General features: G+C 62.4%; 10 protein-coding genes and 1 tRNA gene. 3 read left to right on the top strand and 8 right to left on the bottom strand.

The genetic code is table 11. The features are described 5' to 3' along the window. Nucleotides 1-64: 64 nt before the first annotated feature. The 3 genes from AABA34_RS11965 to cpdR form a co-directional block, all read right to left on the bottom strand. The gene (locus tag AABA34_RS11965) at nt 65-1,288 is read right to left on the bottom strand and encodes an NADP-dependent isocitrate dehydrogenase (protein WP_338302815.1); all 1,224 of its coding nucleotides are present in this window, start codon (nt 1,286-1,288) and stop codon (nt 65-67) included. Nucleotides 1,289-1,636: 348 nt separating this feature from the next. Further along, nucleotides 1,637-1,711 (bottom strand) — tRNA-Val (locus AABA34_RS11960). A 101-nt stretch (nt 1,712-1,812) separates the two neighbouring features. Further along, nucleotides 1,813-2,211: a cell cycle two-component system response regulator CpdR gene (gene cpdR, locus AABA34_RS11955; protein WP_034954380.1), complete on the bottom strand. Its 399-nt coding sequence runs from the start codon at nt 2,209-2,211 to the stop codon at nt 1,813-1,815. A 142-nt stretch (nt 2,212-2,353) separates the two neighbouring features. On the opposite strand from cpdR, the gene AABA34_RS11950 reads away from it, so the two are divergent. After that, complete coding sequence (locus AABA34_RS11950; RefSeq protein ID WP_252258058.1) at nt 2,354-3,376, top strand: N-formylglutamate amidohydrolase; 1,023 nt, start codon at nt 2,354-2,356, stop codon at nt 3,374-3,376. Between the two features lie 267 nt (nt 3,377-3,643). Here the strand turns inward: AABA34_RS11950 and AABA34_RS11945 are convergent, their stop codons facing one another. Together AABA34_RS11945 and AABA34_RS11940 are read right to left on the bottom strand one after the other, a co-directional pair. Next, complete coding sequence (locus AABA34_RS11945; RefSeq protein ID WP_034954378.1) at nt 3,644-4,432, bottom strand: SapC family protein; 789 nt, start codon at nt 4,430-4,432, stop codon at nt 3,644-3,646. Nucleotides 4,433-4,577: 145 nt separating this feature from the next. After that, a complete protein-coding gene (locus tag AABA34_RS11940) occupies nt 4,578-6,026 on the bottom strand; it encodes an FAD-binding oxidoreductase (protein WP_338302814.1) in 1,449 nt (482 codons plus the stop codon). Nucleotides 6,027-6,186: 160 nt separating this feature from the next. Here AABA34_RS11940 and AABA34_RS11935 point away from each other — a divergent pair, with 160 nt between their 5' ends. Together AABA34_RS11935 and AABA34_RS11930 are read left to right on the top strand one after the other, a co-directional pair. Continuing rightward, nucleotides 6,187-6,759: a hypothetical protein gene (locus tag AABA34_RS11935; RefSeq protein WP_252258055.1), complete on the top strand. Its 573-nt coding sequence runs from the start codon at nt 6,187-6,189 to the stop codon at nt 6,757-6,759. Nucleotides 6,760-6,906: 147 nt separating this feature from the next. Then, nucleotides 6,907-8,286 carry a DEAD/DEAH box helicase gene (locus AABA34_RS11930; protein ID WP_338302813.1) on the top strand — a complete coding sequence of 460 codons (1,380 nt, stop codon included), beginning with the start codon at nt 6,907-6,909 and terminating at the stop codon, nt 8,284-8,286. A gap of 3 nt (nt 8,287-8,289) precedes the next feature. Here AABA34_RS11930 and AABA34_RS11925 read toward each other — a convergent pair whose 3' ends face one another. The 3 genes from AABA34_RS11925 to AABA34_RS11915 are packed head-to-tail and all read right to left on the bottom strand — an operon-like array spanning nt 8,290 to nt 13,021. Then, nucleotides 8,290-9,231, bottom strand: a complete 942-nt coding sequence (locus tag AABA34_RS11925) for a hypothetical protein (RefSeq protein ID WP_338302812.1) — start codon at nt 9,229-9,231, stop codon at nt 8,290-8,292. Nucleotides 9,232-9,265: 34 nt separating this feature from the next. Beyond that, entirely contained in the window at nt 9,266-10,684 is a 1,419-nt protein-coding gene (locus AABA34_RS11920; protein WP_338302811.1) for a serine hydrolase domain-containing protein, read from the bottom strand. A 30-nt stretch (nt 10,685-10,714) separates the two neighbouring features. Next, nucleotides 10,715-13,021, bottom strand: coding sequence for an ATP-dependent helicase (locus tag AABA34_RS11915; protein ID WP_338302810.1), 2,307 nt, complete (start codon nt 13,019-13,021; stop codon nt 10,715-10,717). Nucleotides 13,022-13,048: the final 27 nt, after the last annotated feature.

Here is a 13,048-nt window from a genome sequence, read left to right as displayed (position 1 = left end):
TTGCGAGAGGCCGCCCCAATCCTACGCCGGATAGCGGCGCATGTTCCGATGTTTGTCGCGCGGATCAGGACCAGTTGGCCATTTCCTTTTCGAGGTTCTGCACGATCGCCTCGAAGAACTGCTCGGTCGTCAGCCAGTTCTGACCCGGACCGATGAGCAGCGCCAGGTCCTTCGTCATCTGGCCGTTTTCGACCGTCTGGATGCAGACCCGCTCCAGCGTTTCAGCAAAGCGCACAACATCGGGGGTGCCGTCGAACTTGCCGCGATACATCAGGCCGCGGGTCCACGCGAAGATCGAGGCGATCGGGTTGGTCGAAGTCGCCTTGCCCTGCTGGTGCTGGCGATAGTGACGGGTGACGGTGCCGTGAGCGGCTTCGGCTTCGACGGTCTTGCCGTCCGGGGTCATCAGCACCGAAGTCATCAGGCCGAGCGAGCCGAACCCTTGCGCCACGGTGTCGGACTGCACGTCGCCATCGTAGTTCTTGCAAGCCCAGACGAACTTGCCCGACCACTTGAGCGCCGAAGCGACCATGTCGTCGATCAAGCGGTGTTCGTAGACGATGCCCTTTTCCTTGAACTTCTCGGCGAAGCCTTCGTTGTCGAACACTTCCTGGAACAGGTCCTTGAAGCGGCCGTCATAGGCTTTCATGATCGTGTTCTTGGTCGACAGATACACCGGCCAGCCGAGGTTGAGGCCGTAGTTGAAGCTGGCGCGGGCAAAGTCGCGGATCGAATCGTCGAGGTTATACATTGCCATGGCGATGCCGCTCGACGGGAAGTCGAACACGTTGAGGTCGATCTTCTCGCCATCTTCGCCTTCGAACACCAGGCGCAGCTTGCCGGGGCCGGGGATCAGCGTGTCGGTGGCGCGATACTGGTCGCCGAATGCATGGCGGCCGACCACGATCGGATCGGTCCAGCCCGGCACCAACCGCGGCACGTTGTCGATCACGATCGGTTCGCGGAACACCACACCGCCAAGGATGTTGCGGATCGTGCCGTTGGGCGACTTCCACATCTTCTTGAGGCTGAATTCCTCGACGCGGGCTTCGTCCGGGGTGATCGTCGCGCACTTCACGCCAACGCCATACTGCTTGATCGCGTTGGCGGCATCGATGGTGATCTGGTCGTCGGTTTCGTCGCGCTTTTCGACGGAGAGGTCGTAATACTTCAGGTCAACATCGAGATAGGGCAGGATCAGCCTTTCGCGGATCCACTGCCAGATGATCCGTGTCATCTCGTCACCGTCGAGCTCGACTACGGGGTTTTTGACCTGAATTTTCTGCATGGCTTTTGCCTCACCCTTTCGGACTGATTTCGCACAACAGAGATGTCTGATGTGATCCCTGAGGGCGCTCTAGCAGAGGCGTCGCAGGGTGCAAGTGGGGGTGCGAGTGCTTCGCAAATCCTACAGGATGGAACAGATGGAACACTGTCCTGAAGGAAAAAACCTTGCCCCCTGTCCTGCCGCCATAGGCACAGGGTGCGGGATTCGGGAAAAGGCGCAGGTGTGATGACATTCCGTAAGCATATTCGAAGGCCGCAGCAGTAGGAAAGCGAGCCTCAGGAATGCGGTTGCGCAACGAAAAAGGCACCGCAGTCGCGGTGCCTTGATCGGGCCGTGGCCCCTTTTCGATGGTGGGCGTAGAGAGAGTTGAACTCCCGACCCCTGCGATGTCAACACAGTGCTCTACCACTGAGCTATACGCCCGTACCATCAAAACCCCGCTTCGTGGTGAAAGCGGAAGCGGCGCGTTAGCGAATGCGATTGCGCTGTGCAAGCGATTCGCGCCGCGTCACCCGATAATTCTCTTACCTCAGGCTCGCCTCGCGCGCATCGTCAAACACGCGCTCCACCTCCAGCACCAGATCGCGCAAGTGGAACGGCTTGGAAAGAACCTTCGCGTGCGGCTGTTCGCGGCTCGCGCGCAAGGACACGGCAGCAAAGCCGGTAATGAACATCACCTTGGTTCGCGGGCTGATTTCCGCGCACCGCTGAGCCAGTTCGATCCCGTCCATTTCCGGCATCACGATGTCGGACAGCAGCAGGTCGAAACTCTCAGCCTCCAGCAACGGCAAGGCATCGGTGCCGCGATCGACACTGACGACGCTGTAGCCGGCATTTTCCAGGGCCCGCTCCAGATAGGTGCGCATGGCATTGTCGTCTTCGGCCAAAAGGATGCGGTGGGTGGGGGCGGGAGTCGCTGTCATGGCATCGGCCTTTACACGCTCGGGCTTAAGAAATCTTTCCCGCAATACGGTATTGGCCAGCTTTGAGACGCCGGAACCATCTCGAATGAACCGCGCTGTCATGTTTTGACACGCGCAAGCAAACAGGGCAGCACCGCTCATCATGCATTCCATCCCCGGTAATGACGATCTCATCCCAACAGGTGCCGACAGACAGGCGGAACTCCTGACGACGCGCGGGGGAGCGATCAGCGCGACCGAGCGTGACGAAAAGGGACGTATTCTGCCGGCCTTCGTCCATGTCGCGCCGCGTTCCATGCCCTTGCCGGTGGTGATCGCCGTACCGCATGCGGGGCGGGTCTATCCCGAAGCGACGCTGAATCTGATGCGCGACGCGCCGCTGTCGCAATTGCGGCTGGAGGATCGCCATGTCGATTCGGTAGGGGTGGAGATTGCCCGCGCGACAGGCACCAGCCTGCTGGTGGCGCACGCGCCGCGCGCGATGCTCGATCTCAACCGGGCGCATGACGATATCGACTGGGAAATGATCGAAGGGCCTTCGCGCCGTGCCACAAAGCCGCAGCCGCATATCGCGGGCACCAATGCCCGCGCGCGCAGCGGGCTGGGGCTGGTGCCGCGCCGCCTGCCGGGCTTCGGCGAAATCTGGCGCCACCGCCTGCCGCGCGCGGAGCTGGATCGCCGGATTGATGAAATCCATCGCCCCTATCACCTGTTCCTCGAACGCGAATTGACGCGCATCCGCGACGCATGGGGGGCGGTGCTGCTGATCGACTTGCATTCGATGCCGCCCTTGCGCCTTCAAGCAGGCGGCAGGGACGGGGAAGAGATCGCGCCGCAGATCGTGCTGGGCGACAGGTTCGGCGCATCCTGCGACAATGGGTTGATGACCCGCGCATTTGCCTATCTGGAGCAGCAGGGCTGTGTTGCCGCGCATAACCGCCCCTATTCGGGTGGCTACGTGCTGGACCGCCACGCCAAACCTGCGCGAGGCATCCACGCGATGCAGATCGAATTGTGCCGATCAACCTATCTCGATGATGCCCTGTCACAGCCGACCGCGGCGATGGCTCCGCTGGCGCGGATGCTGGCCGGGTTGGTGCGGGAACTGGGTGCGCATACGGCGGCATTGGGTGCGAGGGACGAAACCGCGCAGGCAGCCGAATAGGCAGGAGGCTGGTGTCGGGGCGTCTGCCCGCCACAGCCGCAAATTTCGGGGAAACCGAAAGAAAAAGCCACCTCGCGCGATTTAGGGGGCAAGCACGAGGTGGCCAGGTTCAGGGAGGAATGGGCCCGAAGGCACCGTTCCACAGACAGGTCATGAGGGGGTACCTGCCTGCAACGAATAAATAGGAAACGGGGGCCCTGCGTTCAACCCGCAGGACCCCCGTCGATGTTCAGTCAGAATTGTTCCCCGATGGGGAGATGCCCCGTATCAGGCGTTACCTGCCGGTGCAGCCTCGTTCATCGCCGGAACCTTGCCCTGGCGGGCCTGGCGTTCGAACAGGGTGCGCATCAGGTTCATCGAGAACAGTTGCGCGTGCATCAGCATCAGCATGCCGTTCTTGTTGAGCGCTTCGACCGCTTCGGTCGGCAATTCGCGCAGCTTGTTTTCGTCGATCATGCGGAAACCGCGATAGACGAACGGCTTGTCGGGCATGTCGTTACGGGTGATGGCGATTTCGCCGTCCATCAGCACGTCATGCTTCTTCAGCTCGTCCATGAACGCCTTGGTGCGCTGGCCCGATTCTTCGAACCGCTTGCAGAATTCCAGAACGCCATTGGTGTAGTCGCTCGGCGTGGTGCCGTCGAACAGCGCCTGGCCTTCGTCATGCTTGCCGACGACGCCCGACTGCGGATCGAAGCACAGCGACATGTCGTCGCTTTCGCGGGTCAGCTTGGCCAGCAGGAACGGATAGCGGCGGATGTAGGCGGGGACATAGACGCCCGCTTCAAGCTTGCCGTTGTCGTCGATGAAGGTGTTGACGCCTTCGTTCAGGCCCATCAGCGCGATCGGCAGCGGGTTGTCGCCTGCGGTGAACACGATCGGATAATCGCGCTGCGCGTCGACGAATTCGTCAACCGTCAGCGGAATCGCATGGGTGTTTGCAAGGAAACCTGCATCCTGGAAGCTGGTAACCTTCCAGTCGGCATGATCGCGGCTGTTGAGCGGAAGCAGGTCTTTATAGAACAGCGGAAGTTGCGGCTGCGGCGCGGTGGCCATGGAAATGTCTCCGAGAAATAGCGGATGAAAACTGGTGGTCGCGGCATACGGGGACGATTGCTCTCGCGCACCCCCACGCGCCGGATGCGGGGGCTTTAGGCGTTGATCCGCGCCTGTGCAAGCGGGGGGTGCAAAGGGGCGGGTGTCATCCGTCCGATGGCGGCACCAGCTTGCCCGGATTGAGCAGGCCAAGCGGATCGAGCGCGGCCTTGACGCTGCGCATCATCGAAAGCGCCACCGGATCGCCGAGACGACCAAGTTCACCGACTTTCATCTGGCCGATGCCGTGTTCCGCGCTGATTGATCCGCCCGCCTCCGTCACGAGATCATACACCCTCGCGCTGATTGCCTTGCCTTCGCCGTCTTCCCATTTCCCCGGCGTTGCACCCTTTGGCGCGAGCACATGGAAATGCACATTGCCATCACCCAGATGGCCGAAGGCGACGGCGGTTGTTCCTGCGAACTCGCTTTCGATGGCGGGGGATGCGGCAAGGATGAATTCGGGCATCCGCTCCACCGGAACAGAGATATCGTGCTGCATTGCCGGGCCAAGCGCGCGTTCGGCGCCGGATATGGAATCGCGCAGCAGCCAGAAATCTTCCGCCTGCCGCTCGTTCGCGGCGATTACCGCGTCTTCGAGCAAGCCTTCCTCGGCGGCCTGAGCCAGCGCGGTCTCGAGCCTTTCGCGCAAACTCGCATCATCCGCGTCGCTTGCCACGCATTCGATCAGCGCATTCCATGCGTGGCGCGTGCCGAGCGGGCTGCGTGCGTCAGGCAGATGCGCCAAAACGCTGTCAAGGCAATGGGCGGGGACGACTTCGAAACCTTCGAGCGTATCGCCCAAAGCCCGGTCCACCCGGCGCAAGAGCGTCCGCGCATCGATGATCGAGGGCAGGCCGACCCATGCCGTCACGCGCGATCGCGTGGCAGGCAGCAACCGCAAGTTTGCCGCGGTGACGATGCCCAGCGTGCCTTCGGACCCGATCAGCAATTGCTTGAGGTCGAAACCCCGATTGTCCTTTTTCAAAGCTGTCAGCCCGTTGAAGACGCTGCCGTCGGCCAGAACCGCCTCGATCCCAAGCACTTGCGCGCGCATCGTGCCGTGGCGCAGCACCTGCGTGCCCCCGGCATTGGTCGACACCAGCCCGCCGATGGTGGCCGAACCTTTGCCGCCCAGCGTCAGGGGGAACCGCAATCCCGCATTGTCTGCAGCCTCGTGGAAGGTTTGAAGGATCACGCCCGCTTCGCACACCGCCTGACCCGCGCCCGCATCAAGCGATCGGATCGCGTTCATCCGCCGCAGCGAAAGCAGCACTGCCGTGCCGCTGTCATCCGGCGTCGCGCCGCCCGCCATGCCGCTGTTGCCACCTTGCGGAACGATCGGCACGTGGTGTTTCGCGCAAAGCTTCACCAGCTCGGCGACTTCCTGCGTCGAGGCAGGCGAGGCGAGGGCGATCGCCCGGCCAGTGTAGCGACCCCGCCAATCGGTCAGCCATGGGGAAATGTCTTCGGGCGCGGTCGAAATCCCCTTGGGGCCAAGCAGCGCCGAGGCATCGGCTAGAAAGGAATCGCGGGTGCGAGTCTGTGTCGTCATTGTTGCCTCCTTGCCACACTTCGCCGCTAATGCACCAGCATTGTCCATGCTGCGGGCTGGCAAGATGGCGACAGTTAAGCCAGCGTTCAATCGCTCTTGCTAGCTGGTTGATCAGACAGCGACTGAGCAACAGCCCCAAAGGACATCTCGGAAAACCCCCATGCCGAGTTTCATTGCCTATATCGCGCCGCTGGCGTTGATGCTGCCCTTGATGGGGCAGGGGGTAGTGTTTGTTCCGGCTGTTGGCCCTGATTACGAGCAACCGCCAGAGGCTCCCCTTTCGCCTGCATTCCCGGTCGCGTCCGAAACGGCCAACCCGCTGGACGCATTCCACGGGGGACAGGAATGGCGGCAATTCCGCATCGAACAACGCGTCATCATCCGCATTTCCCCGCAGCCTGAGGCGAACCGCAACAGCCTGCTCGCGCAATTGCCGACGCGCGGGCTCACCACGCGTTTCGAAGAGCGCGAGATGGAACGCTGCCTGCCGGTAAACCGGATTTCCGGGGTGCAGACCGGTAATGGCAACCGGCTGCTGCTGTTCCTCAATGACAATCGTATCGTCAGCGTGAACCTCGAACGGGCCTGCCGCGCACGGGAGTTCTATTCCGGATTCTATGTCGAAAAGAGCGAGGACGGCCAGATCTGCGTCGACAGGGACGAATTGCAGTCACGCAGCGGTGCGCGCTGCGAGGTGGAACGGATGCGCCAGCTGGTCGCCGTGAACGACTGACGTTCCCCGCTGCGTCCCACGGGCGCATTTCTTGACTTTTTCCCTTATTTTCGCCAAGCGCAGCCTCGCTGTCAGCGGGCGTTCCCTTCTGGCGCGACAAATCCCGGCGATGCCCGCATCGCCCGCTATCCGGACATTCTGACTTACATGACATTCGCCGATCTCGGCCTTTCACCCGAATTGCTCAAAGCCGTGGAGGACGCGGGCTATACCGAGCCGACCGCGATCCAGGCCGAAGCCATCCCCGCGATCCTGATGATGAAGGACATTATCGGCATCGCCCAGACCGGCACGGGCAAGACCGCCAGCTTCGTCCTGCCGATGATCGATGTGATGGCCGCCGGTCGCCGCCGCGCGCTGATGCCGCGTTCGCTGATCCTTGAACCGACGCGCGAACTTGCCGCGCAGGTGGCCGAGAATTTCGAGAAATACGGCGCCAATCACGACCTGAAAATGGCGCTGCTTATCGGCGGCGTGCAGATGGGCGATCAGGTGAAGGCCCTTAACGAAGGCGTCGACGTTCTGATCGCCACGCCAGGCCGCCTGATGGACCTGTTCGAGCGTGGCAAGATCCTGCTCAACGGCTGCGAATTGCTGGTGATCGATGAAGCGGACCGGATGCTCGACATGGGCTTCATCCCCGACATCGAATTCATCTGCTCGAAACTGCCCGAAACCCGCCAGACCATGCTGTTTTCGGCCACGATGCCCGCGCCGATTGAAAAGCTGGCAAAGAAATTCCTGAGCAATCCAAAGCGGATCGAAACGGCGCGCGCGGCGACGACGAACAAGGATATCACCGCGTTCAAGATTCCGGTGGATGCGCGCAAGAAGCGCGAGACGCTGCGCTGGCTGCTGCAGAACGACCACGTCGAAACCGCGATCATCTTCGCCAACCGCAAGACCACCGTGCGCGAACTCAACAAGAGCCTGCAGCGCCACGGCTTTGCCAGCAGCGAAATCCACGGCGACATGGACCAGAGTTCGCGGCTGAAGGAACTGGACCGGTTCAAGAAGGGCGAGGTCAATATCCTTGTCGCATCCGACGTCGCCGCGCGCGGGCTCGACATCAAGGGTGTGAGCCACGTCTTCAATTTCGACACGCCGTGGCACCCGGATGATTACGTCCATCGCATCGGCCGCACGGGCCGCGCCGGGGCCAAGGGGCGCGCCTTCACCTTAGTATCGGGTGAAGATGCCGAAGCGATCGCCAATGTCGAAAAGCTGACCGGGGCCAAAATCAAGGTGTTCGGCAAGGAAGACGTGCGCGTCGAGCTGGCGCAGCCGGGCAGCGAGCCTGAGCCGGAGGAAAAGCCCAAGCGCGAAAGCCGCCGTCGCAGCAGCGAGGGCGATGAAAGCGCCGAAAGCACCCGCAAACCGCGCCGGGAAAAGCGCGAACGCGAAGATCGCAGCGCCAAGCCAGAACGGCAAAGCCGCAACCGTCACCGCGACGAGGATGACGAGCCGGTGCCCGCAGGCGAATGGAACGGGCCGAAGCCAGGTTTCCTCGACGTCGGGCTGGGTTGAGAGCTACTCCTCTGCCGGGAAAGCCGGCGGTGAAGCGGTAATCGGGCCGACCCAGAAAAAGCCGTCATACAACCCGCGCGTCGCATCGTCTTGCGGCATTGTGAGCGAAACATAGGGCTCGCCCTCTAAATCGTCCCTGCCCCCGGCCGGGTGATCGGCGCACACCACTGCAATTTGAGGCAGCGGCTGACCGGGCACGAACTCCGCATCCTCCGACAGCTGGCAGCTCCATGACGATCCGTCACCATGCTTCATGACGAGGGTTGCGACCGGGCCATAGGAGGCCAGTCGCGCTGCCATGGGATCGAACTCCGGGCCGCCGATGCTGGTGGGCGCTTTCATGGCGTGCAGACTGCCGACAAGGACGATGACGGTGTCGTAATAGTCACTGGCAGCCGCCTCAGCGATGTTTTCTGCCTGAGCGGCTTCATGCGGGCCTTGGCTGGGCAGGTCGGCAAACCGGGATCGCTGATCGTCATCGCGGGCGCCGTTGAAGGCGACAATGCCGATGTTCGCGCCACCTTCCTTTAAGGCGTGCGCCCGGACAATCAGGTCGAGCATAGCGATGCTTGCCACGCCGTCTTCACGACCCTGCCAACCATGCTGCAGCACCGCATCGCGGGATTGCTCTTTGGGCAGGGCCCAGGCTTCCTGCCATCCGGCGTCGTAAGTTGAGCCGTGCTCAACCGCCAGCAGCACCTTGTCGCCCCGCGCGGCGAGCGCGCAGACCAGATCGGATACGAAAGCGGGGGCTTCGTTGGTCCCGTGGGTTTCGCCAAAGACCACGAATTGCGGATCGCGCGCAGCGACCGCGCTCCAGCTCGGCGGCAGGATGCACTGCGATGCCGTTTCCCTCTCGTGGTCGGGATGCGCATGAAGCGCAGTCGACAGGGTCGCAAGCAGGATGGGTGAGAGCGCCAGAGCGATACGGGACAGATCGGGCATGGCGTTCATACCTCCGCTGTGCGTTTATCGAGGATCAGGCCGGGGCTGGCCGCGAAGGCAGATATGCAAGCACCAGCCTGAACAGCGCCCAAACCGGCGCGAGTATGGCCGCTGCGACCATGCCTGCCCCGAAATCGGGCTGATACAAAAGGATCGTCGCGATCGAGCCGCCAAACATTTGCGGGATCACCGCGATCAGGACGAAGGCGAGGGCGAGCATCGCGGCGAGCGGGAACCACAGGCTGAACAATCCGGCGGTGTTCGTCCGCTTAGCCAGGATTTCCCTGCGACGCATCCACCCCCAGATGATGGCGAGGACAAAGAACGGCGGCAGCAGCATGACCGAGAGATAGGCCGTCTTCGGCCCCCATCGTGACCCTGAGCCTGAATACTCACGCCCAAGCGCAAATGCCGTCACTCCTTCGCGCAAATCGACGCTTTCGCCAAAGCCGATCCCGCCATTGGTGTTGACCAGCACAACCACCCCCTTGCGCTGGGCCGGGATCATGGTTGCCAATGCCTCGCTGCCGGGGACAAGCCCGCCGTGAAAGGCGCTGCCCGTCGCGGAATCGAGGAACCAGCCGAGGCCATAGAAGGGTGCTGCCTCGCTTGCCGGTTGCAGCATCCGCGCCTTGCCTTCGGCGCTCAGGACATCGCTTTGCCCGTTCATCATCACCGCGAGATAGGTCGCGAGATCGCGCGCGCTCATCAGAATGCCCCCTGCCGATGCATTGAGGCGCGAATCGCCGTGATCGTCGAAGGCGCGGTGTCCGCCAAACCACGGGCGGTGGCCGATGGCGGCGCCTTTGGGCGTCTCGGTGTAGGCAAACGTCCCCGACGAAAGGCCGAGCGGAGCGAAAATCCGGTTGCGGACGTAATCCTCGTATCCGCTTCCGCTGACCGCCTCGATCACCGCGCCGAGGATCTGGTAATTCGCGTTCGAATATTCCCAGCGCGTGCCGGGCGGATAGGCCGTGCCTTGCTCACCAAGGCTGGCGGCGAGGGCGGCAAGGGTAGGGGGCAGTTCCCCGCTTTGATCGTGCAGCGCGTTGCCCTGAATCGTCGAAAAACCGCTGGTGTGGCTGAGCAACTGGCGCAGAGTGATCGAGCGTGCCGCGTTGTTGCGCATCTCTGGCAGGTGATCGCTCACCGGATCATCAATGGTGAGCGCGCCTGCTTCGGCCAGTTGCATGATCGCCAACGCGGTGAAGCTCTTGGTGATCGAACCGATCCGGAACGGAGTGTCGGGCGAAACGGCCAATTCGCCGCCCGCTTGCGCCACGCCGAACCCTTCGGCCTTGCTCGCATCGCCTTCGATCACGGCATAGGCCGCGCCCGGCGCGCCCGATTCCTCCCAGCTTTCAGCGGCAAAGGCATGAATGGCGGCGGTTCGGGCATTCGCAGGAGCGTACAACCCGGCCAGAATGACCAAAAAGAACAGAAATTGTCTCAAGCCGGCGCCCCCCTTTTTTGCGCTTGGCGGTCAGCCCACCACTTTGACGAAGCTGTCGATCACCCGCTTTTCACCCGCTTCCTCGAACTGGATGGTCAGCTTGTTGCCTTCCTGATCAATGACGCAGCCGGTGCCGAATTTGTCGTGATGCACCATTGCGCCGATAGCGATGTCGGAACGCGGTTTGGCAGCAAAGCTGGCGGCGCTGCGGCCCGGTTCGGCGAGGCGTTTCTGTTGCGGCTCGTATCCGGTGGCGACGGCGCGGCGCCAGCCGGGGCCGCGGGTCTGGGCGCGATCCGGGCGATCCCTTGCCACATGAGCGAAGGGGTCTTCGTTCTCCGACCAGTTGGCGCGCCACAGCGAGGCACCGCCCGTCATGGTCGATTCCTGTTCGATATGCTCCTCCGGCAAATCCTCGATGAAGCGTGAAGGGATCGAGCTGACCCATTGGCCGTAGATGCGCCGGTTTGCCGCGTGGAAAATCATGCAGCGTCGCCGCGCGCGGGTGATCGCGACATAGGCAAGGCGGCGTTCTTCCTCCAGGCTGGCAAGGCCGCCTTCGTCGATGGCCCGCTGCGAGGGGAAGACGCCTTCCTCCCAGCCGACGCAGAACACATGATCGAATTCCAGCCCCTTGGCCGCGTGGATCGTCATGATCGTGACGGTTTCTTCCTCGTCGCTGCGATCATTGTCCATGACGAGGCTGACATGTTCGAGGAAATCGCCCAGCGTTTCGTATTCCTCCATCGCGCGGGCAAGCTCGGAGAGGTTTTCGGCTCTGCCTGCGCTTTCGGCGCTGCGATCAGCGGAAAGCATGGCGTTGTAGCCCGATTCTTTCAGCACCAGTCGCAGCAGGTCAGCCGGCGTCATTTCCTCGGCCGCTTGCCGCCAGGCGAGGAATTGCCGCAGCAAACCGCCGATGGTGCTGGCCGCGCGCTTGGGCAATTCGTCGCTGTCGGCCAGCTCCAGCGCGGCTGCGGCCAGCGGCAGGTTCACGCGGCGGGCGTGGCTGTGCATTTTTTCGAGCGTTTTCGAACCCAGCCCACGCTTGGGCTGGTTGTAGATACGCTCGAACGCCAGATCGTCCTGCGGCTGGGCGATCACCCGCAGATAGGCGAGTGCGTCGCGGATTTCAGCGCGTTCGTAGAAGCGGAAACCGCCGATGATCCGGTAATTGATGCCCGTCTGGATGAAGCGGTCTTCGAATTCGCGGGTCTGGTATTGTGCGCGCACAAGGATTGCGACTTCATTGAGAGGCGCGCCTTCGCCTTCGAGGCGTTCGATTTCCTCGCCCACCCGGCGGGCTTCCTCGGGTGCGTCCCACACGCCGATGACGCGCACCTTGTCGCCGCCGTTTGCCTCGGTCCACAGCGTCTTTTCGTGCCGTTCGCTATTGGCCCGGATCAGGCCGGATGCCGCGCCCAGAATATGCGGGGTGGAACGGTAATTCTGCTCCAGACGCACCACGTGGGCGCCGGGAAAATCCTTTTCAAACCGAAGGATATTGGCGACTTCTGCGCCGCGCCATGAATAGATCGACTGGTCATCATCGCCAACCACGCAGATGTTCTTGTGCGCCTGTGCCAGCAGCCTCAGCCACAGGTACTGCACCGCATTGGTGTCCTGATATTCGTCGACCAGAATGTAGTGGAAGCGCTGCTGGTATTCCGCCAGCACATCGGAATGTTTGCGGAAGATGTTGAGCATATGCAGCATCAGATCGCCGAAATCGCAGGCATTGAGCGCCTTCAGCCGATCCTGATACAGCCCGTACATGGCCGCACCCTTGCCATTGGCGTAGGCTTCGTTTTCCATCGCATCGAGATCGTCGGGGTTCAGCCCCCGGTTCTTCCAGCGGTCGATCAATCCGGCGAGCTGGCGCGCGGGCCAGCGTTTCTCATCAAGATCATTGTCGGCGATAAGCTGCTTCAACAACCGCAGCTGATCGTCGGTGTCGATGATCGTGTAATTGCTCTGCAAGCCCGCCAGTTCGGCGTGACGGCGCAGCATCTTGGCGCAGATCGAATGGAAGGTGCCGAGCCACGGAATCCCTTCGCTGGCCGGGCCAAGATGCTGACCCACACGCTCGCGCATCTCGCGCGCCGCCTTGTTGGTGAAGGTGACGCACAGGATCTGGCTGGGCCATGCGCGGCCTGTCGCTACCAGATGCGCGAGGCGCGCTGTCAGCGCCGCGGTCTTGCCTGTGCCCGCTCCTGCCAGCATCAGCACCGGCCCTTCCGTCTTCAGCACCGCTTCGCGCTGGGGCGGGTTGAGCCGCGCGGCATAGGCCGGGACAGCGGCATCGGAGCCGGGGGGAAGGGGGGCAGGAGTAGTCATGGTGCAATGTGAACAGGTAGAGAACAA

It is taken from the genome of Erythrobacter sp. Dej080120_24 (assembly GCF_036322605.1).
GTDB lineage: Bacteria > Pseudomonadota > Alphaproteobacteria > Sphingomonadales > Sphingomonadaceae > Erythrobacter > Erythrobacter aurantius.
Note: the sequence above shows the minus strand (reverse complement) of the source record. Positions and strands in the feature narration are given on the sequence as shown.